Annotated in this window: 18 protein-coding genes and 1 tRNA gene; 10 read left to right on the forward strand and 9 right to left on the reverse strand. The window is 65.4% G+C overall.

The window, feature by feature from the left end; translation table 11 throughout:
- Together ACOJSI_RS02875 and ACOJSI_RS02880 are read left to right on the forward strand one after the other, a co-directional pair.
- On the forward strand, positions 1–994 hold a 994-nt coding region (locus tag ACOJSI_RS02875), incomplete at its 5' end, for an autotransporter outer membrane beta-barrel domain-containing protein (RefSeq protein ID WP_420136751.1).
- Positions 995–1066: 72 nt separating this feature from the next.
- Complete coding sequence (locus ACOJSI_RS02880; protein WP_420136752.1) at positions 1067–1306, forward strand: DUF3253 domain-containing protein; 240 nt, start codon at positions 1067–1069, stop codon at positions 1304–1306.
- Between the two features lie 14 nt (positions 1307–1320).
- Here ACOJSI_RS02880 and ACOJSI_RS02885 read toward each other — a convergent pair whose 3' ends face one another.
- Positions 1321–1806: a hypothetical protein gene (locus ACOJSI_RS02885; RefSeq protein ID WP_420136753.1), complete on the reverse strand. Its 486-nt coding sequence runs from the start codon at positions 1804–1806 to the stop codon at positions 1321–1323.
- 91 nt (positions 1807–1897) lie between these two features.
- Here ACOJSI_RS02885 and ACOJSI_RS02890 point away from each other — a divergent pair, with 91 nt between their 5' ends.
- Genes ACOJSI_RS02890 through ACOJSI_RS02900 form a run of 3 tightly spaced genes read left to right on the forward strand, consistent with a single transcriptional unit; the run spans position 1898 to position 6172 of the window.
- A complete protein-coding gene (locus ACOJSI_RS02890) occupies positions 1898–3256 on the forward strand; it encodes an SWIM zinc finger family protein (RefSeq protein WP_420136754.1) in 1359 nt (452 codons plus the stop codon).
- Positions 3253–5898, forward strand: a complete 2646-nt coding sequence (locus tag ACOJSI_RS02895; protein ID WP_420136755.1) for a DUF6493 family protein — start codon at positions 3253–3255, stop codon at positions 5896–5898. The genes ACOJSI_RS02890 and ACOJSI_RS02895 overlap by 4 nt, the downstream gene beginning before the upstream one ends.
- Positions 5899–5941: 43 nt before the next feature.
- Positions 5942–6172, forward strand: a complete 231-nt coding sequence (locus tag ACOJSI_RS02900) for a hypothetical protein (protein ID WP_420136756.1) — start codon at positions 5942–5944, stop codon at positions 6170–6172.
- 56 nt (positions 6173–6228) lie between these two features.
- Here the strand turns inward: ACOJSI_RS02900 and ACOJSI_RS02905 are convergent, their stop codons facing one another.
- From ACOJSI_RS02905 to ACOJSI_RS02925, 5 genes are all read right to left on the reverse strand, one after another.
- Complete coding sequence (locus ACOJSI_RS02905; RefSeq protein ID WP_420136757.1) at positions 6229–6765, reverse strand: cupin domain-containing protein; 537 nt, start codon at positions 6763–6765, stop codon at positions 6229–6231.
- A 226-nt stretch (positions 6766–6991) separates the two neighbouring features.
- A tRNA-Pro gene (locus tag ACOJSI_RS02910) sits at positions 6992–7068 on the reverse strand.
- A 31-nt stretch (positions 7069–7099) separates the two neighbouring features.
- Positions 7100–10633, reverse strand: coding sequence for an error-prone DNA polymerase (locus tag ACOJSI_RS02915; protein WP_420136758.1), 3534 nt, complete (start codon positions 10631–10633; stop codon positions 7100–7102).
- Complete coding sequence (locus ACOJSI_RS02920) at positions 10630–12324, reverse strand: Y-family DNA polymerase (protein ID WP_420136817.1); 1695 nt, start codon at positions 12322–12324, stop codon at positions 10630–10632. Before ACOJSI_RS02920 ends, ACOJSI_RS02915 begins: the two co-directional genes overlap by 4 nt.
- Positions 12296–13066: an ImuA family protein gene (locus ACOJSI_RS02925; RefSeq protein WP_420136759.1), complete on the reverse strand. Its 771-nt coding sequence runs from the start codon at positions 13064–13066 to the stop codon at positions 12296–12298. Before ACOJSI_RS02925 ends, ACOJSI_RS02920 begins: the two co-directional genes overlap by 29 nt.
- Before the next feature lie 108 nt (positions 13067–13174).
- Here ACOJSI_RS02925 and ACOJSI_RS02930 point away from each other — a divergent pair, with 108 nt between their 5' ends.
- Complete coding sequence (locus tag ACOJSI_RS02930) at positions 13175–13591, forward strand: TIGR01244 family sulfur transferase (RefSeq protein ID WP_420136760.1); 417 nt, start codon at positions 13175–13177, stop codon at positions 13589–13591.
- Positions 13592–13833: 242 nt separating this feature from the next.
- Here ACOJSI_RS02930 and ACOJSI_RS02935 read toward each other — a convergent pair whose 3' ends face one another.
- Both ACOJSI_RS02935 and ACOJSI_RS02940 read right to left on the reverse strand, forming a co-directional pair.
- Positions 13834–15294, reverse strand: coding sequence for an ammonium transporter (locus ACOJSI_RS02935; protein WP_420136761.1), 1461 nt, complete (start codon positions 15292–15294; stop codon positions 13834–13836).
- A 16-nt stretch (positions 15295–15310) separates the two neighbouring features.
- A complete protein-coding gene (locus tag ACOJSI_RS02940) occupies positions 15311–15649 on the reverse strand; it encodes a P-II family nitrogen regulator (protein ID WP_420136762.1) in 339 nt (112 codons plus the stop codon).
- A 278-nt stretch (positions 15650–15927) separates the two neighbouring features.
- On the opposite strand from ACOJSI_RS02940, the gene ACOJSI_RS02945 reads away from it, so the two are divergent.
- The 4 genes from ACOJSI_RS02945 to ACOJSI_RS02960 are packed head-to-tail and all read left to right on the forward strand — an operon-like array spanning position 15928 to position 18614.
- On the forward strand, positions 15928–16539 hold the full coding sequence (locus ACOJSI_RS02945; protein WP_420136763.1) for a hypothetical protein: 612 nt from the start codon (positions 15928–15930) through the stop codon (positions 16537–16539).
- Entirely contained in the window at positions 16526–16891 is a 366-nt protein-coding gene (locus ACOJSI_RS02950; protein ID WP_420136764.1) for a transcriptional regulator, read from the forward strand. Before ACOJSI_RS02945 ends, ACOJSI_RS02950 begins: the two co-directional genes overlap by 14 nt.
- Positions 16888–17169: a hypothetical protein gene (locus tag ACOJSI_RS02955; protein ID WP_420136765.1), complete on the forward strand. Its 282-nt coding sequence runs from the start codon at positions 16888–16890 to the stop codon at positions 17167–17169. The genes ACOJSI_RS02950 and ACOJSI_RS02955 overlap by 4 nt, the downstream gene beginning before the upstream one ends.
- The gene (locus tag ACOJSI_RS02960) at positions 17166–18614 is read left to right on the forward strand and encodes a B12-binding domain-containing radical SAM protein (RefSeq protein ID WP_420136766.1); all 1449 of its coding nucleotides are present in this window, start codon (positions 17166–17168) and stop codon (positions 18612–18614) included. Before ACOJSI_RS02955 ends, ACOJSI_RS02960 begins: the two co-directional genes overlap by 4 nt.
- 1 nt (position 18615) lies before the next feature.
- Here the strand turns inward: ACOJSI_RS02960 and ACOJSI_RS02965 are convergent, their stop codons facing one another.
- Positions 18616–19440 (reverse strand): protein phosphatase 2C domain-containing protein, encoded by an 825-nt coding sequence (locus tag ACOJSI_RS02965; RefSeq protein ID WP_420136767.1) that lies wholly within the window; start codon positions 19438–19440, stop codon positions 18616–18618.
- Positions 19441–19450: the final 10 nt, after the last annotated feature.

Genomic DNA, 19450 nt, shown 5'->3' on the forward strand with positions numbered 1-19450 from the left:
GGGCTTCCGCAATCCGGTGTACGATGCCGTGCTCGGCCAATCGGCGGACGGCGCGCGGGCGGCCTTCGAAGCCCTGTCGGGCGACGAACATGCCAATCTGCGCGGCATGCTGATCGAGGATACGCGCTTCCTGCGCCAGGCGGTGCTGGCGCGCGGTCCCGACATGGCGGGCGCGGGCATGGCGGTGTGGGGGCAGGTCGTGGGCTCGTGGAGCGATGTCGACAGCGACGGCAATGCCGCCGGCTACAAGAGGTCGAACAAGGGCCTGCTCACCGGCTTTGACGGCGCGGTGGGTGAGCATTGGCGCGTCGGCGCCGTGCTCGGCTATGGCACCAGCGAACTGCATTCGCGCGGCAGCGCCGATCTCAAGAGCAAGAATTATCAGGCGGGCAGCTATATCAGCGGGACGTTCGATCGGTTCACCGTGCAGTTGGGAGGCAGCTATGGCTGGCACGACGTGCGGTCGCAGCGCACGGTTGCGATCGGCAGCTTCGCGAACAGCCTGAGTGCGGATTATGATCTGCACACGCTGCAGGGCTTTGGCGAGGTCGCCTGGCGCACCCAGCTCGGCCAGGTGCAGTTCGAACCGTTTGCCGGTGCCGCGATCGTCCGTCTGTCCGGTGGCGCCCTGCGCGAAACCGGCGGGCCGGCGGCGCTCCAGGGGCGCTCCGATCGGCTCGACACCAGCTACGCGAATGCCGGCCTGCGGATGCGCACAGGCGTGCCGCTGGGCGGCATCGACATGCGCGTGGTCGGCTCCGGCGCGGTACGTCAGCTCCTGCATGGCCGGGTCCCGACGGCGGACCTGAGCTTCACGCAAGGCCAGCCGTTCCGGATCGCGGGCGCCCCGCTCGCCCGGACGGCCTTTGTCGGCGATCTCGGCGTGGAGGCGGATCTCAGCCAGCGGCTGACCCTGGGCATCAGCTATGCCGGCCAGTTCGCCAAGCGTAACAGCGACAATGGCGTGCGCGCCCAGCTGAACTGGCGGTTCTAGCGGCCTTCGCGCCGCGCCGTGCGTTCTCCACGCCATGAGGAGAGGGAACGCACGATCATGAACGCGCGGAGCATGACACTTCGCCTGCTGGCACAGCGTGCGCCCTGCGCGACCCTCTGCCCGAGCGAGGTGGCGCGGGCGTTGGTCGCTGCCGCCGGCGCGCAAGCGCCCGCCGAGGATTGGCGCGCCGCCATGCCCGCGGTGCACGACGCGGTCGATGCGCTGGTGGCGGCGGGCGCGGTGCGGCTCAGCTGGAAAGGCGAGGCGCGCCCGACCCGCGCCGGCCCCTATCGGATTGGGTGGCCGCGCTAGGCGCCTAGAGCGGATCAGGCCGCCCGCACGAACTTCGCGGCGCTCGCCCGCACGCAGCCCCGGCCGCTTCCCTGGATCGACAGGCTGCCGATGGTTCCTTGGCGGAAATCGTAGATACCCAGATCCACCCATTGCCCACGACCGGCGGCAAGCACGACCGGGCGTTGCACCGTCTTTTCGCTCTTGATCACGGCGCGCAGGGTGCGGTCTTCGTCGGCGTCGCCGCTCCAGAAGATTATGCGATAGCGGCCGCCCTGCGCCAGGCGCGGCGTGAAACTGGCGATGGCACCCGGTTGACAGCTTTTGCGCTGGGACTTCGCGCCGAAGCCGCCCGCGGCCACGCGCGCCCAGCCTCCGCCCGCCTCCGCATAACCTTCCTGGTCGATCAGCACATAATATTCGTGCGGCCTGCTTACGGTATTGGCAGAGGGCGGAGCGGCCGCTGACAGGATGCTTGTCGTTGCAACCGCCAGCAGCGTCGCCAAAATCTTTCCCTTCATCTTGTCTCCCCTGCATCTAACAACCCACCCCGTCCACCAGCTGCCAGTTGCGGGACAGTCTTTCTCGCTGCAGAAAGAGCGCGGGGGAGATATGATTGTGTCGGCTGCGCTGGATTACACCTATCGGTACGATTTTCCGTCCGGTGTGGCGACGCCCGCCGGGCGACCGCAATTGTCGCTCGCGACCTGTAATGCCGATCAGCAGCGTCCTTACTTCTTCGATGGCCGCGCCAGGCACCCGCGCATACTTGGTGAGATGCTGTACACGTTGAGCGATGTCGTGCGGACCCACTTCTTCCTGCCGCGGCCGGCCATTCTGGATCCCGTGCTGACCAGCAACGAGGAGCGGCTCCGACTGGAGGGGTTTAGCGGCTGCTGCGGCGTCTATGCGCGTGTGGATCTGCCGGCGGAAGCATTCGATGGCGAGTGCCATGGGCGTGGTACGACGAACGTCGATTTCAACCAGCCAATGCGCAGCGCGTTGCTCCGCTTGCGTGACGAGGAGGATGTGCGTTTCGCCGTCGGCAGGGACGAGGTCATGCTCAGCAAGGGCGATGAGAAGACCATCGAGAAGAAGGTCAAACTCCCGCTTCGCTGGATCAAAGGCTTCAGCGAGGTCCAGGCCTATCAGCCGCGCCTGCGATTGATGATGGAGGCGAGCGCCGCGGAAGCGTTGCGGTTCGTCCGCAGCCTGCCCAAAGGCGCGCCACCCAAGACGCCCAGCTATGCCGTGTCTCACGGGCGGTCGGTCCGGCTGAGCCAGCGCGCGCAACCGGGGGCAGTTCCCATTCTGGGCACGCACCGCGTCAAGGTGATCGAGCCGCTGCTGCTGCGTGCGCAAAGCCTCCGCGTCTGGTGCGATGAAGAGAGCGGCGCCAGCGGCTGGGAGGTGCGCTATCCGGTCGGCGCTTTCTTCCTGATGATCAGCCCTGAGGTATTCCGTGGCTTTTCCGGAGAGGGTCAGGCGCTTGCTACGCTGGCCAAGCCGCCGGCTGATGTGGTTCTCGCAAAGGTGCGGGCGAGCCTGACATGGCAATCCCAGGTTGATCCCGACCGGCTTGCGCGGGAACTCGATCTACACAGCACGGAGGTGGAGGCGGCACTTGGGGTGCTCGGGAGCCGCGGCCTTGCGGGCTATGACGTGGATCGACGCCGCTATTTCCATCGCGAGCTGCCATTCGATCTCGCCAAGGTCGAAGAGATGCAGCCGCGCCTGTCCGATGCGCGCAAGCTGATCGAGGGTGGGATGGTCCGGCGGCTGCAAGACAGCCGCGGGGATGTCGCAATCTTCGAGGTGCAGGGCACAGGCACGATCCATCGCACCCGCATCGCCGGAGAGCAGCAGAGTTGCAGCTGCCCGTGGTTCAGCAAATATCAGGGCCAGCGCGGACCTTGTAAACATATCCTGGCCGCCTCGATCCTCGTCGAAGATGCGACCGCCGCCGGATGATCTATGATGCGCTTGAGCAGCTGGTGCTGCGTAAGGATGCGTGGGCATTGCAGCGTGCTTTTGCACCGCTTGATGAGAGGGCACGCGCGAAGCTCTCCGTGCCGGCGCAGGCTCTGTATCGGCAACTGAGCACCGGCAAAGCCGCACCGGGCGCCTCCAAGCGCCTCAAGCTTCTGCTGTGGCTACGGAGCCAGAGTGCGCGCAATCCTTCGAACTCGGCCGAGAATTGTCACGCCCGACTGGCATTGTTCGCGGTGGGGCCACTCTCCTCTGTCAAGAAGCGCGATGTCGACATCACGGCCGAACATATGCCCGTATGGGACCGGATCATCCGGGACCGCCGCCCCGCGTGGCTCGACGGCTGGATTGCCCATCAGCTCGATAATGAGGCCCACTTCCCCGACTTCCCGCGGCTACGAACATGGGTGAAGGACGGCATCTGCGCCAAGCCGGTTGCGGATGGCTATTACCGCAGCTTCGCCGCCTCCCTCCTCTATCCTCACCGCGATAGCGCGACAGGAGAGGTCCAGACGATCACGGCGCAGCTGTGGGCCGATCCAGCGCTTTTGTCCGATATCGAGGGCCTCTTCAGGGTCGGCAATATCGCTTTTCATAGCCGTGGCTGGGCGAACAGCCTTGCGGAGTCAGGCTATGAAACCTGGCCGGAGGCATTGTTCAAGCTGTCGGCGGAGGGCCAGCTCGACCGTGCTGGTTTGATGCAGTCCGCGCTGAACGGGCTGCATTGCGATGTCGGCGAGGATCAGCTCGGCGGGCTCTGCGCTTTCTATCGTCGGATGGCGCCGACCGGAGCCGAGCTTTGCCGCGATCAGCGCGGCTATGTTGAGCTGCTGTGCCATCCCGCCAGCCATGTCGTAAAGTTCGCGATCGACATGCTCGGTATCAGCGAAAAGCAGGATGCGCTGGATATCGAATATGCGCTTCGTGAATTGCCGATCGTGTTCACACGCGACGGGAAAGGCAACGCACTTGCTGCCCTGAAGCTGCTCAAGCGCATAGGCGGGCGTGACCGACATCGGTCAGCTGCGCTCATGGCGGTCGGCGAAGCTCTGCGGCATGCGCACACTGACGTGCAGTCGGCGGCGCTGGATATCCTCGACGCAAATAGCGCGCATATCGCACCAGAGGCTCTGTCGGCGCTGCACGAGATGACCGCCTTTGCTGCGGCCAGCACGCGCGCCCGTCTGGCGCAGCTGCTCGGCACGGCGGCCGGTTCCGGCAGCGCTGCAGCGACAGGCTTGCTTCCGAACATTGCCGAGGCGCTTTCCTATCAGCCCATCACCGGCGGTCAGGTCGTGGGGCCGATATTGAGGCCGGAGGATGCGATCATACCGATCGACACGGTGGACGCGCTGATCGCCGCGGTCCTGCACGCGGTGGAGAAGGTCGATTCACTGGATGAGGTCGAGCGCATCATCGATGGCATGTCGCGCTTGGGCGCCATCCGACCGGCCGATTTCCGAGCGCAGGTCGCGCCTCTGCTTCATCGCATGCGGGGCAGGCCCGAAGCGGAGAGCATCGTGGTAGGCGGGGCGGGCGTTGCCGGCGCGCTACGGCACCTGATGCTCGTGTGGGTGAAGGGCCTGCATCGCTGGAGGGCCGATATCGAAACTACCCATGGACTGCCGACAACGGCGTTCGCTCCGATGACAGCGCATGTCCGTGCCATCGCCTGGCGGGTCCAGCGCGGCGAAAGCCGGATCCTCCTTTCGGCGCCTACCCACAAAGGCGGCTGGATCGATCCCTTGGTCTGGGTCGAGCGTCTGCGGCAGCTGAAGGCAAAGTCGATCGTCGACAGCGTGGATTTTCGGCTGTCCTTGCTGCGGCTCGCCCCGGACGGTCAGGGCCAGGCACGACATCATGCAGCCGCCTTGGAAACGCCGTTACGCGAGATCGTGGAGTTCACACTGGGCGGCGACACTAGGCCCACGAGTGCGGATCGAAGGCGCTACGCGGCCTGGATCACGGCGGCGCGGGCGCGCGATCCGCATCGGGATTGGCGTGAGGAATTAGCGCTGCTGAAAGTCGGCAGTCGATGTCCAGATGGTCTCCGTCCTGCCCGGTATAGCTGGTCTTTATCGCAGACTTTCGACACCAAGGATCAGACGCCGCTATGGTTGCTTCACATCGCCGCTACGGTTGATAGCGATCATTCTAAAGCGGGGGCGGGGTGGGGCGATGGCAGCTTCGTAAGTCGGATGATCGCTGGTTTGACGGGGAGAGCAGCGATCGATTGGCGGCGCTTGCCGACCGTTGCCTTTAACCGCCGGCTCGAGAAGCGCTCGGATTGGTTTCATGGCGTGAGCGCCGCCTGGACGGTGCAGTGGCTCTCCTTCCTGTGGCCGCAAAATCAGGCGGCTTTCCATCGACATGGCGCGATGAAGCTGACGGCTTGGGTCAACGACAATAGTCCGGGCTGGGAATTGGGTTCCGGATATTTGCAACCCTTGTTTCAGCGGGGACGACCTTGGGGTGAACTGGGCCATTTGCTCCTGTGCATCGGATTGAATTCGAGAGATGCGGACACCCGCGGGCTTGCCGTCGACGCCGCGATCGACGGCATCGATGCTCGCTTGTTCGATCCGGCCATGTTCGCGTCGATCCTCGTGCGATTGGCGGAGTAGCAAATGGCTCAAGCTCAACCGTTTAGGCGACAGCCTCAAAGCGGTGATCCAGGTCTCGACCTTGCATGCAGCAGTGGTGGATGACGCTCTGCAGCTTTGGATGCCGCACTTCGACCCGCATCGTAAGAATGCGTTTCAGGTCCTCGAGGTGCTGGTCGAAACGCAGGCGGCGACGGGAAAGTCGCTTCAGGCGCCAGCCCGCCATATGCTCGAGAGCATTACCGGCAACGCCAAGGCTGGCCGCGTGGCGCGGCAGCTTACCCAGAATTGCTGAGGGTCTCTACGGGAAGAGCGGAAGCCCATTCTGCTGTCCCGCTCAGCCATCACCAATCATGCGGCCAGTGCGAGGCCGATCGATTCATTGTCCTTCGGGCTACCCAGCCAGTAGCCGTAGCGCTGCGCGGCGCTGACGAATTGCTGCAGTCGCTGAGGCGTGGGCGGGGAAGGTTGGCCAGCGATGGCTGGAGTGGCGATCTCACCGAAGAAACGCCCCATCTCCATGGTGGTGATGAGCAGCATCTTAACGCCGCGGCCGGACGCGTTGCGAAACGCGTGCCGCACATTGGGAGGAATATCGATCACGTCGCCGGGCCCGCAGCTTTGCCAGCTGGTATCGAGGAAGCATTCTAGTTGGCCTTCGAGGATGTACATCGTTTCCCGATCCGCATGGCTGTGCAGCGGCACGACAACGTTCGCGGGTACGACGGATTGCAGCAGGCAATATCCCTCATCCTGGGTCAGAGGCGTCGTGAAGCGGATGAGCGGTCCCAGGACATCGTTGAGCGGGGACGGCTCAAGATCATTGGTGATGATGGTCATTCCCTTGCTCCTCGGGTCTGCTTTCCTGGCGCATTTCGGCAGGGTCACGGTCGGCCGGGCCGCTGTGCGCTGCGCGATAGCCTGCGATCGAGGGTGCCTTACGCCTCTGCCTGCCGGCAGAGATATTGATGTGTCTTCAAACCGATTGGAACGGCGTTCACCCGCGCGCGATCACTTCTCCCGGCATTGCCGCCCTGGGTAGAGTCGTTCGATCGGGGAGGGGGTAAGGTTGGCGTTCGGCCAGAGGCGTTTTGCACGGCCTGCAGAACGATGCTGGTCGGGGAGACAGGATTCGAACCTGCGGCCCCCTGGTCCCAAACCAGGTGCGCTACCAGACTGCGCCACTCCCCGACGCGCGACAGCCCCTAGCGTAGCAAATCGATTAGTGAAAGTCGCGACTGGGGGGCAGCACGCGAACATTGCGCGGATGGCTGCCGCGGGGGACGGCGTGACGCGGCGCCTGGGGGTGTTCGAAGACGTCGGCGCGGCTCAAGGTGGTGCGGGTTGGATGATCTTCGGACAGGCGCTCCAGCTCGTACGTACGGTCTACGACATGCGCACCCATCAGATGCACCACGCCTTCCGTGCTTTTCTGGATCACGCCGCGTACCTGCATCAGACGCGATGCCATGACCGGGCGGCGATATTTTTCGAAATCGCGTGCCCAAAGCAGGATATTGGCCACGCCGGTTTCGTCCTCCAGCGTCACGAAGATCGCCTTGCCCTCACCTGGACGCTGACGGACCAGCACGACGCCCGCCACGGTGGCGCGTGTGCCATCCTTGGCTTCCCGCATCTGGCGGCTGCTCAACACGCCTTCGCTGGCGAAGAGAGGGCGCAGGAAGGACATGGGGTGGGCCTTCAGCGACAGTCGGGTCATCTGGTAATCCGCCGCGACATGCTCGCTAAGCGGCATGGCGGGAAGCTCGGCATCCTCCTCTTCGCCTAGTTCGCGCGCGTCGGCGGCAGCGAACAGGGGCAGGGCATCGCCGGGCGTTCGGCGCACCTCCCACAAGGCCTGGCGCCGATCATAGCCGAAGGAGCGGAACCCATCCGCATCGGCGAGCAGACGCAAGGCGCGGGAGGGGAGGCGGGCGGCGCGTGCCAAAGCTTCGACCCGGCGCGCGGGATCCCCGGCGGGGATGGTCCCTCGCGCCACCATGATCGCTTCTGCCCAGGCCTGCTTGAACCCGTCGATCTGGCGGAAGCCCAGTCGCACGGCCGAGCGGGGCTTGCCGGGTTCGAGCTTATTGTCCCAATCGCTGTATGACACATCGATCGCGCGCACCTCGACATCATGGTCGCGCGCGCAGCCGACGATCTGCGCCGGCGCGTAAAAGCCCATCGGCTGCGAATTGAGCAGAGCGGCACAGAAAGCAGCCGGATGATGCTTCTTGATGAAGGCCGACGCGTAGACCAGCAAAGCGAAGCTCAGCGCATGACTTTCGGGAAAGCCGTAACTGCCAAACCCTTCGATCTGGCGATAGCAGCGCTCGGCAAAATCCTGTTGATAGCCCCGCCGGGTCATCCCCTGGACCATCTTTTCCCGGAAATTATCCATGCCGCCGACATGCCGGAAGGTCGCCATCGCGCGGCGCAATTGATTGGCTTCGGCGGGCGTGAACTGGGCGGCGGTGATGGCGAGCTTCATCGCCTGTTCCTGGAACAAGGGGACGCCATAGGTGCGTCCGAGCAGCTGGCGTAATTCGTCGGCCGGCCCGTGATCAGGGTCGGGGGACGGGAATTCCGCCTCTTCCAGACCGGTGCGCCGGCGCAGATAAGGGTGGACCATGTCGCCCTGGATCGGGCCGGGCCGCACGATCGCGACCTGCACCACCAGATCGTAAAATTCCTTGGGCTTGAGCCGGGGCAGCATGTTCCTCTGGGCGCGGCTTTCCACCTGGAAGACGCCGATACTGTCCCCTCGCTGGAGCATTTTGTAGGTCGCCGGATCCTCGGGCGGCAGGCCGGCGAGCGTGTAATCCGGGCCGCCATCGTCCCGGATCAGGTTGAACGCCTTGCTCAGGCAGGTCAGCATGCCGAGCGCGAGCACGTCGACCTTCATCAGGCCGAGCGCGTCGATATCGTCCTTGTCCCATTCGATGAAGGTGCGATCCTCCATCGCGGCATGGTGGATCGGCACCGTCTCATCCAGCCGATATTCGGTCAGCACATAGCCCCCGACATGCTGGGAGAGATGGCGCGGAAAGGGGCTGTCGAGCAATTGCGTGACGAAATGGTTGAGCCGTTCGATCTCCGGATTGTCGAGGCTGAAGCCGGTTTCGTGAAAACGCTCCTGCTCCATCTTGTTGGAGAAGCTGCCCCACACCGTGCTGACCAAGCGCGTGGTGATATCCTCGGTCAGACCCAGGGCCTTGCCGACCTCGCGCACGGCGGAGCGCGAGCGATAATGGATGACGGTGGCGACGATGCCGGCGCGATGGCGGCCATAGCGCCGGTAGATATATTGCATCACCTCCTCGCGCCGCTCATGTTCGAAATCGACGTCGATATCGGGTGGCTCGTTGCGCTCGTCCGAGAGGAAGCGCGAAAAGAGCAGATTATGCTCCGCGGGGTCGATCGAGGTTACGCCGAGCAGATAGCAGACCATCGAATTGGCCGCGGAGCCGCGGCCCTGACACAGGATCGGCGGCTTCTGGCGCCGTGCGAACCGCACCAGATCGTGCACGGTCAGGAAATAATAAGCGATATTCTGCCGGGCGATGAGCTCGAACTCTTCACGCAGCATCTCCTGCACCCTGAGCGGTAGCCCGTCGGGCCACTTTTTCCCGGCGGCCTTGCCCACCAGTCGCTTGAGCCAGCGGATCGGCTCCCAGCCGGGCGGCACCGGCTCATGCGGATATTCATAGCGCAATTGGCGGAGGTCGAAGTCGATCCGCGCGTGAAAGCGCGAGACCTCTTCGATCGCTCGCGGATGGCTACGGAACAGCCGCGCCATTTCCGCGGGCGGTTTCAGGTGGCGCTCACCATTGGCCTCAAACCTTTTGCCGCCTTCGGCGACGGTAATGCCGAGCCGAATGGCGGTGAGCACATCCTGCAGCGGACGGTCTTCGGGGGCGGCGTAGAGCACGTCGTTGACTGCGATCAGCGGCACGCCGGCGGCATCGGCGACACGCGCGAGTTTGGCGAGGTGACGGTGATCGGTGCCCGAACGCCGCATCGCCGCGCCGAGCCAGATGCGGTCAGGTGCCGTGGCGCGGAGGGTGGCGAGCGTGCGCGCCAGCTTGTCTTGGGCAGGTCGCGGAGGGAATGAGATGACATTGTCACCCCCTGTTTCCCCGCCAAGGCCAAGGTGCCGATCAGCCGATGGTGCGCGCGCAGACGCGTCTGCGCCGTCATATGGATCTTCCGATGGGGCTGAGCCCGGGCCTTGGCCGGGGAACAGGGTAACATATCCGTCCTGCGGCGCATCATCGCGCGGGAGGAGGGTTTGTTTTTCCGCTGCGCGCGCCACGCCTTCGCCCTCGCGCCGCGTGCTTTCGGGCAGAATGATCAGCAGCAAATCCTCCTGGAAGGCGAGCAGATCGTCCAGGCGCAGCACGCAATCGCCCTTGTCGGCCCGCAAATTGCCGGTCGACAGGAGGCGGCACAGCCGCCCCCAGCCGTAGCGGGTTGCGGGATAAGCGATGATGTCAGGCGTGCCATCGGCGAAGATCAGGCGCGCGCCGGTGACAAGCTTGAAGTCTCGCAACTGGGCATCGTGGGGGAATTCCTCGCGCGCATTGTTGAGCGCTTTCCAGACCCGCACCACGCCGGCGACGGTGTTGCGATCGGCGATGCCGAACCCGGCATGGCCCAGCTGCAGGGCGCGGGCGAGCAGGTCGCTGCCGTGGCTGGCGCCGTACAGGAAGGAGAAATTGCTGGCCGCCGCCAGCTCGACATAAGCTTTGCTCATGCGAACAAACCGTGGATATACCAGCCGGGTTCGTCGCCGTCGGTGCTATGCAGGCCGTGGCGGAACAGCCAGAAACGGTGGCCCTGCGCATCCTCGACCCGGTAATAATCGCGCGGACGCCCGCCGCGGTCGCGTCGCCGCCACCATTCGGCCGCGATCCGTTCGGGCCCCTCCCAGCGCGCAATGCTATAGCTGCGGCCCCGCCAGGTGAAGCGCATCGGTGGACCGTCCGGCACCTCCGACATCACCGCGCCGATCGGCTGGGGTGGATCGAACAGCCGCAGCGGGCGGAACGGCGGTTCCTCCACAGCGGGTGAATCCCAGGCCGGTGACGATGCCGGCGCGCACGGGGCGGCCGCGCATTCCGGGATATGGCTGTTCTCGGGGCGGACGCGATAGATGCGCCGTGCGCCAAGCCGCGCGGACAAACGATCGCTCAACTCAGCCAGCTTTTCCGCCTGATGCGCGGTCGCGGTATAATCTTCCTGACGCGCCGCCAATGGCTCGGTTGCGGGCACATCGAGCCGGATCAGGTCGAAGCCGAAACCGGGATCGATCGGGTCGGCAAGTGCATCGATCCGCTCGCGCAACAGCCGGCCGAGCAGCGCGGGATCGCGCGTGGGTTGGCCGGTTACGATCTCGATCAAGGGGATGGCGCCGTCGCTGCGGAATAATCGCGCGATGAAGCGGCGGCCGCCCTCGTGCCGCTCGCGCAGGGTGACGGCGACCTCGGCCCCGAGCATTTCGAGGCAGGCGAGCGCGTCTTCCACGCGGGCGATCGGCTCGGCGAAGCGGCGCAGGGCGAAGATCGGGGGTAAGGGCCGCTCGGGTGTGATGTGGCGATCCTGCTCGCCGAGCAGACGGCTGAGGCGGATGGCGAGATCGCCGAAACGGGCCGCCAGCATACGACGCGGGCGGCGAGCGAGCGCGTCGATCGTCTTGAGCCCGGCGCGGCGCAAGGCGAGCGTCACCGCCGGTTCCGCTTCCAGCGCCTCGACCGGCAAGGCGCGTACGTCGCCACCATCGCGGCCGAAGCGGGCCAGGGCGCGCGCCTGTTCGGGTGTGTTGCCGAAGGCGAGATGGGCGGTGATGCCCCTATCGCTCGCATGCAGCCGTGCGTCCTGAGCGAAGTCGACGGACGGGTCGCGAGCGTTTGCCCGCGTGCTTCGACTTCGCTCAGCACGAACGGCGGGTGGGTTAGCGGAAAAGCGCGCGAGCCGGGCGGCGAGATCGGCCTTGAGTCCGGCTTCGCCCGCAAAGCCCTGGGTGCAGCCGGTAATGTCGAGGATGACGCCGTCGGGCGGCTCGGCGGCGGCCATCGGGGTGTAGCGCGTGCAGCCAGCGACAATGCGTGCGAGCAGGCGCGCCTCGGCGGCGTGATCGCGATCGAGCGCCACCAGGTCCGGCACGCGTGCGCGTGCATCTGCGAGCGTGAGATTGGGGGCTAGACCAAGCTTGATCGCGGCCCGCGACAGTGCGGTCAGCCGCATCGCATTGTTGAGTTTCTCGACGAAGACTACGGGCGTCTCCTCCCCGGCACGGGGAGGGGGACCGCTCGTAGAGCGGTGGAGGGGATATGCGGCTGGGCGAGGCGCTCGTGGCGCGGCCCCTCCACCACCGCCTGCGGCGGCGGTCCCCCTCCCTGTGCCGGGGAGGAGAGGGTTATCCAGTCGCCAGATATCCTCCGCCATCGTCGGCAGCCACAGCGCGAGATAGCGCCGCGAAGCGGGCGCGGTCACGATCCCACTCCAGCCGCCAGCCGGGCGCCGGCGCGCCGGCACGCTGACGGACCAGATCGATCGCAAAGGCCGGCGGGCCGGGCGCATTGGCGTCCAGCGCCTGGGACAAGGCCGAAGCCACCCGCCAGCGTGTAGCCGCCGCCGATGGCGCGTGCGGATCGGCATCGCGCAGCAGGATGGCCGTCGTGCCCGAGCGCTCGGCGAATAAGGTCAGGCGACGGGTCGCCGTCAGGTCGAACGTGGCGGCGGGCCCGGCCGGTGCGATCACCGCCACCGCCGCCGCGGGAGAACGCACGACATCGCCCGCGCTGCGCAGCAATGCTTTCTCGTCCGGGGTGGTGACGAAGAGGATGCGGGCCGGATCGATGCCGAGCTCGGCCAAACCGGGCGGATAGAGCGCACCCTGGCGCGGATGGTCCTGATCGATCCAGATGATCGTCGCCCTTTCTTCGGCCGCGCGCGCCGCCAGCATCAGCGCAAAGCCCGCCGCTGCCGGCCCGTCCTCGGCAGCGGCAGGCCATAGTTCGTGCAAGCGTCCCCGCGCCAGGCCGCCGCCGAGCATCGCATCCAGCCGGTCGGAACCCAGCGTGAAGCGGACCGGCGGCACAATTTGCTCGGCATGCGTCAACGCGATGGCCGACAAGGCGCCGGCTGAGCGCTCGCGCGCAGGGGAGGGTTGCGACTCGCACGTCATTAGTTCTCTATATGTTCTCATTCTCCTGTTGGCTCAACCAGAGTCAAGCGCGGCTGTTCCATCGCGGTCGGGGCGGCTATGAGGGCGCCCCATCATCAGGAGATGCCCATGTTCCGCACGCTCGATCCGTCCATCTCGGTGTTCGGCCAGATCGAACCTGGCGACATCGCCGCGGCCAAGGCGCAGGGCTTCACCACCATCGTCAACAATCGCCCCGACGACGAGCAGCCCGGTCAACCGAGCGGCGCCGAGATAGAGGCCGCGGCACGCGACGCCGGCCTGACCTATGTCGCGATTCCCGTCGATCATTCGGGGTTCGCGCAGTGGCAGGTGGATGCGATGGCCGACGCGCTGCAGGCGGCGCCAGGAGCGGTGCTGGCCTTTTGCCGATCGGGCACGCGTTCGACCTTCCTGTGGGCGTTGGCGCGCAAGACCCTGGGAGACGAGGGCAACGCGCTGATCGCGAAGGCAGCGCAGGCGGGCTATGATCTGAGCCCGATCCGACCGATTTTGATCAATCCCTAACCGGCATTTTCGCGCCGCCGGGGCAACGGATCGTTGCAGGCGCGCGAACGCGTGTCTGGGTCAAAAGTCACTACCGGCGCTGTCCGCCACCCGCTCAAGGTGCGAGAGCTACTCCCGCAACCTTGCCCGCTATGTCGGCGGCTTCATCAATCACAAAAAAGAGGCCGACGGATTGCTCCGTCGGCCAGGCGTTCGCAGGAGGAACCTGTGGTGGGACGGGCGACGTGCCCGCCCCGATCTCGTCAATAATGGTAGGCCCGCTCGCCATGCTCGGCGATGTCGAGACCCTCGTGTTCGACTTCCGGCGTGACCCGCATGCCCCACGTCTTGTCGATCGCGAAGAAGAGGATCGCGGAGCCGATGCCCGACCAGAGCAGGGTGATGATCACCGCCTTGGCCTGGATGAAGAGCTGCGCGCCGTAACTGGTGTAACCGAACACCGCCGTGCCGGGGTGCGAGGCATAATCGGCGATGCCCTGACCGCCGAGCGCCGGATCGACCAGGATGCCGGTGGCGAGCGCCCCGATGATCCCGCCGATGCAGTGGATGCCGAACACGTCGAGCGTGTCGTCATAGCCGAACTTGCTCTTCACCGTGCTGACGAAGAAGAAGCAGATCGGCGACACGATCAGGCCGAGGATGACCGAGCCCATCGTGCCGGCAAAACCGGAGGCGGGGGTGACGGCTACGAGACCGGCGACCACACCCGAGGCCGCACCCAGCAGTGACGGCTTGCCCTTGACCAGCTGCTCCACCAGCACCCACGACAGGCCGGCAGCGGCGGTGGCGACGAAGGTGTTGATGAAGGCAACGCCCGTGACGCCGTTCGATTCCAGGTTGGAGCCGGCGTTGAAGCCGAACCAGCCCACCCACAGGAGGGACGCGCCGATCATGGTCATGGTCAGCGAGTGCGGCGGCATCGGTTCACGCGGATAACCGATCCGCTTGCCGAAGATCAGGCAGCCGACGAAGCCCGCAATACCGGCGTTGATATGCACGACCGTGCCGCCGGCAAAATCGAGCGCGCCCATACCGAACAGGTAGCCCACGTCGCCGTTGACGGCGTCGAGCGCTTCCTTGCCCTTCAGCGCCGCCGCGGCGACCGTATCCGGACCGCCCCAGAACCACACCATGTGGGCAATCGGGAAATAGACCAGGGTCACCCACAGGGCTACGAACAGCATCAGCGGCGAGAAGCGCACGCGCTCCGCGAAGCTGCCGATGATCAGCGCCGGCGTGATGCAGGCGAAGGTCATCTGGAAGCAGACGTAGACCAGCTCAGGAATGTAGACGCCGTTGGAGAAAGTCGCTGCCTGCGAATTCGCGTCGACGCCCTTCAGGAACAGTTTGGACAGGCCGCCGACGAAGGGGCTGCCGCTGCTGGTAAAGGTTTCGGAATAGCCCCAGGTGACCCAGATCACCGCGACCATGCAGACGATCATCAGCACCTGGGTGAGGATCGACAGCATGTTCTTGGTGCGGACAAGGCCGCCATAGAACAAGGCGAGGCCCGGTACCGACATCATCAGCACCAGCAAGGAGGAGACCAGCATCCAGGCGGTGTCGCCCTTGTTGACGGTCGCAGCCGGAATAGGCGAGGCGGCAGCAGGCGCGGCAGCGGCCTGCGCGAGCGCGGGGTGGGCCAGGAGCGCCGCGGCGCCCGCTATTCCCAGCCCGGCCATTATCTTGGTCGAAAGCTTCATGTGTCCCCCTTGCATCTTAGAGAGCCGTCTCGTCGGTCTCGCCGGTGCGGATGCGCACCACCTGGCCGACGTCGAGCACGAAGATCTTGCCGTCGCCGATCGCGCCTGTGTTGGCGGATTGCTGGATCGCCTCGACCACGCGCGGCGCGAGATCGGTGCTGCACGCCACCTCGATCTTGATCTTGGGCACCATGTTGGTGCTGTATTCGGCACCGCGATAGATTTCCGTCTGGCCCTTCTGACGGCCGAAGCCTTTCACTTCGGTCACCGTCATGCCCTGAACGCCGAGCGCGGACAGAGCCTCGCGCACGTCGTCGAGCTTAAACGGTTTGATGATGGCTATAACGAGTTTCATTCCGCCTCCCTGCTCTTCCCCGATGCTGCGTCGCAAAAAGCGTGCCAATTCGGTGGAAGGCGCGAGTCAAGGACGCTGGAAGAGTTAAACGCCTAGCGCTTAGGCAGATGGCGGTATGTGCCTAAATTTTAAGCAGAGATCATGGGCATTTCGGACTTTCTTCGTCCGATCGCAAGCATGACAGGCAAATGCGACAAATTGGCTACCAAGTTGCTCAGCCGAATACCCCATTGACGGGTAGTTCAGCATGCGGCACTTTGTATTGCAAAGGAGTTTCCATGAGCGAACTCGATCATGCCCTATCTCAGCTGGCCTTCATCCAGGATCGAATGGCGGCGAGCACGCGCTTTCGCGGGCTGGCGCCTCTCGCGATGGGGGCGACCGGCGCCATGGCGCTGATCGTTGCGGCGATCGAGGATGCGGGGCCGGATTATGGACTGCCGGTCTGGCCGTTCGTGCCGACCTGGATCGCGACGGCAGGCGCGGCGGCGAGCCTGATCGCGGTCGAGGCACTGGGGCGTGCGCGGCGGCTGCATGCCGGCATGGCGGACCGGATGCTGACGAGTACGCTGCGATTGCTGCTGCCGTTCCTCGCTGCCGGTGCGGCGATCACCTTCGTGATCGTACGCGCGGCGCCGGACGTGATCTGGATCCTGCCGGGACTATGGCAGATGCTGATCGCGCTGACGGGCTTTTCGGCGGTGGGCACGCTGCCGCGGACGATCATCTGGCCGGCTTCGTGGTATTTCCTGTGTGCGCTGGTGACGATGGCGCTGGCGGCCAATGCGGGTGCGCCGACCGCCTGGATGATGGGCATACCGTTCGGGGTCGGCCAGTTGCTGACAGCCTATATCCTGCGCCGGGCGGGGGCGGCCGATGGCACGCACTGAGGCGCCCTTCGCCTATGACGGGCTGGATCGCGTGTTTCATGAGCGCGCGCGGCTCGGCATCGTGACCTCGCTGGCCGGTCATGCCGAGGGGCTTGGCTTTGCCGATCTAAAGGCCTTGTGCGGGCTGACCGACGGCAATCTCAGCCGTCATCTGCAGGTGCTGGAGGAAGCCGGCTTCGTGACGCTCGACAAGGGCTATGAGGGCAAGAGGCCATTCACGCGCTGTCACCTGACCGAACTAGGACGCGACCGCTTCTCTGCGTATCTCGACGTGCTAAGCGACGTGCTGAAGAAGGCATCGCGCGCCACCGCCGACACCGGCAGCTCCACATTGAAAGCTCGCCCGGCATGACGGCTTCTATTTTGCCTGCTGACTTTGCATTGCAAAGTACTGATGGCCCACGGATCGCGCAGTCGCTGCGGCAGGACAGGGGGCTGGTCTGCCTGATCGAGGCGGGTCGCTACCCGAGCACGGGGATCATCACCGTCGAGGCACTCCGCCCGTCACGCTATTATCAGCTGATCGGGCTGTTGGAGGGATATTGCCGCACCGATGCCCGTGGCGCTGCCGCGATCGCGGTGACCCTGACCGGGCCGTCGCTGCTGGTTTTGGCGGGAGTGATCGCATGAACGTCAAGATGATCCTGCCGGCGCTGACCGAGGCGAAAAGCCCGTTCTGGCGGCCGATCAAATATTCGCTGTTCCCGCCGCTGGGGCTGGCCACGCTCGCGGCATTTCTGGCGCCGGACGATGAGGTCGAGCTGATCGACGATCATGTCGAGCCGCTGCGCACCGACGACTGCCCCGATCTGGTAGTGATCCAGGTCTATATCACCAACGCCTATCGCGCTTATGCGCTGGCGGACCAGTATCGCGCCAAGGGCTGCCATGTCGCGCTCGGCGGGCTGCACGTGACGTCATTGCCGGACGAGGCGGCGCCACATGCGGACACGATCTTTATCGGACCGGGCGAGCAGACCTTTCCGGTTTTCCTGGCGGATCTACGCGCGGGCTGTCCGCAACCCCGCTACCTTTCCAGCGGCGGACGCACGATCCACGGTATTCCCCCCGTGCGGCGCGACCTGATCAAGCGCAACCGCTATCTGGTGCCCAATTCGATCGTGGTGACGCGCGGCTGCCCGCAACATTGCGACTTTTGCTACAAGGATGCCTTTTTCGCGGGCGGGCGATCCTTCTACGCGCAACGCGTGGACGAGGCGCTGGCCGAGATCGAGCGGCTGCCGGGTCGGCATCTGTATTTCCTCGACGATCATCTGCTGGGCGATCGGCGTTTCGCCGAGGCTTTGTTCGAGGGAATGCGCGGCATGGGGCGGCTGTTCCAGGGCGCGGCGACCGTCGACAGCGTGTTGCGCGGCGACCTGATCGAGAAGGCGGCGGAGGCAGGCCTGCGCAGCCTGTTCGTCGGCTTCGAGACGTTCAGCCCGGCCAATCTGCTTGGCAGCAACAAGAAGCAGAATCTGGCGAAGGATTATGCGGCAGTGGCGACGCGGCTGAGCGACCTCGGCATCATGATCAACGGATCGTTCGTGTTCGGGATGGACGATGACGAGACCGACGTGTTCGACCAGACCGTCGACTGGGCGGTGCGGCACGGCGTCACCACCGCGACCTTCCATATCCAGACGCCCTATCCGGGGACGCGGCTCTATCAGGCGATGGAGGCGCAGGGGCGGATCACCTGCCGTGACTGGGATCGCTACGATACGCGCCATGTCGTCTATCAGCCGGCCAAGCTGAGCCCGGCGGCGCTGAAGGCAGGTTACGACCGGGCCTATCGCAACTTTTACGGCTGGGGCAACATCCTGCGCGCCTCGGTGGCGCATGACAGCCTTAAGCATCGCGCCAAGCATTTCGGCTATGCCGCCGGCTGGAAGAAGTTCGAACCGCTGTGGGATCTGGTAATCAAGACCAAGCGGCTGGGCGTGATGACCCCAATGCTGGAGGCGGTGCTGTCGAAAGTGTCGGGGCGGAAGACGACTGGGTCACCCGCCGCAACCGCAGGCGCAGCTTTGCCGACCGGCGCAAAGGCACATGTTGCTGCGGTCGTTCCGTGACTCAGCCACCGATCCGTAGCCACAAGGCGGTGGCGTCATCGGAGGTCTTGAACCGGGCGAAGCGTTCGCAGGCGGCGTCGGCGGCCTCGGTTTGTCGCAGGCGGAGCGCGAGGGCGGCGAGGCCATCGGTGTCGAGCGCGGCCATCAAGGCGGCTTCGTCCATCAGGGCATAGCCATCCACCAGCGCGGCGAAGCCGTCGGTCATGAGTAGCAGATCGTCGCCCACGGCACAGGGCAGGGTCGCGGTCTCGATGCCTTGCATCGTCGCCGGCTCGACGCCCAGGATGCGCTTGCCGGCGCCGCTGCGCGAGCGGCGGAGTTCTTCCAATATTGGCGCGCTACGCTTCACATTTCCAAGGCCATGCTGGGCGAGGCTGGCCGCCTGTTGCGCTTCGGCATCCTTGCCGTAGCCCGGCGGCCCGAGGCGGGTGATGCGCTTGCCGCTGCGCAGAATGGCGGCACAATCGCCGAGCCAGGCGCAGTCCATTTCGCCTTCCTCGAGCCGCACCAGCAGCATCGACGCCATCGGCAATTCCCAGCGACCTTCCGGCGCGCGTGTGCAGACGGCGGCAAAGCGCGCGGCGAGCGTATCAGCGAGCGCGGTGCAGAGCGTGCCGATCGGCGCGTCGTCGGCCCCGACCAGCGTGGCATGCGCCTCCGCCGCCAGCCAGGCGGCGCCGCCGCGGGCGCCGACCAGCCCGGGCGGCCCGAGATCGGTCGCGCCGTCGATCACCCAGGCGCGATTGTCGGCAGAACCGGCCCGATCGTCGTTGGGGGTCGAAGACGAGCCGGCGAGGCTGAGCGACTGAATCAGATCGAAGTGCATGCCACGGGTC

Origin of the sequence: Sphingomonas sp., from assembly GCF_048595155.1 — a bacterium.
Classification (GTDB): domain Bacteria; phylum Pseudomonadota; class Alphaproteobacteria; order Sphingomonadales; family Sphingomonadaceae; genus Sphingomonas_I.

Excerpts from the sequence above, each read along its gene's own strand:
- ACOJSI_RS02945 (WP_420136763.1), top strand. The coding sequence starts at position 15,928 with ATGAGCGAACTCGATCATGCCCTATCTCAGCTGGCCTTCATCCAGGAT.
- ACOJSI_RS02915 (WP_420136758.1), bottom strand. The coding sequence starts at position 10,633 with ATGAGCAAAGCTTATGTCGAGCTGGCGGCGGCCAGCAATTTCTCCTTC.
- ACOJSI_RS02940 (WP_420136762.1), bottom strand. The coding sequence starts at position 15,649 with ATGAAACTCGTTATAGCCATCATCAAACCGTTTAAGCTCGACGACGTG.
- ACOJSI_RS02950 (WP_420136764.1), top strand. The coding sequence starts at position 16,526 with ATGGCACGCACTGAGGCGCCCTTCGCCTATGACGGGCTGGATCGCGTG.
- ACOJSI_RS02920 (WP_420136817.1), bottom strand. The coding sequence starts at position 12,324 with ATGGCGGAGGATATCTGGCGACTGGATAACCCTCTCCTCCCCGGCACA.
- ACOJSI_RS02925 (WP_420136759.1), bottom strand. The coding sequence starts at position 13,066 with ATGACGTGCGAGTCGCAACCCTCCCCTGCGCGCGAGCGCTCAGCCGGC.
- ACOJSI_RS02955 (WP_420136765.1), top strand. The coding sequence starts at position 16,888 with ATGACGGCTTCTATTTTGCCTGCTGACTTTGCATTGCAAAGTACTGAT.
- ACOJSI_RS02880 (WP_420136752.1), top strand. The coding sequence starts at position 1,067 with ATGACACTTCGCCTGCTGGCACAGCGTGCGCCCTGCGCGACCCTCTGC.
- ACOJSI_RS02960 (WP_420136766.1), top strand. The coding sequence starts at position 17,166 with ATGAACGTCAAGATGATCCTGCCGGCGCTGACCGAGGCGAAAAGCCCG.
- ACOJSI_RS02930 (WP_420136760.1), top strand. The coding sequence starts at position 13,175 with ATGTTCCGCACGCTCGATCCGTCCATCTCGGTGTTCGGCCAGATCGAA.
- ACOJSI_RS02895 (WP_420136755.1), top strand. The coding sequence starts at position 3,253 with ATGATCTATGATGCGCTTGAGCAGCTGGTGCTGCGTAAGGATGCGTGG.
- ACOJSI_RS02885 (WP_420136753.1), bottom strand. The coding sequence starts at position 1,806 with ATGAAGGGAAAGATTTTGGCGACGCTGCTGGCGGTTGCAACGACAAGC.
- ACOJSI_RS02935 (WP_420136761.1), bottom strand. The coding sequence starts at position 15,294 with ATGAAGCTTTCGACCAAGATAATGGCCGGGCTGGGAATAGCGGGCGCC.
- ACOJSI_RS02965 (WP_420136767.1), bottom strand. The coding sequence starts at position 19,440 with ATGCACTTCGATCTGATTCAGTCGCTCAGCCTCGCCGGCTCGTCTTCG.
- ACOJSI_RS02890 (WP_420136754.1), top strand. The coding sequence starts at position 1,898 with ATGATTGTGTCGGCTGCGCTGGATTACACCTATCGGTACGATTTTCCG.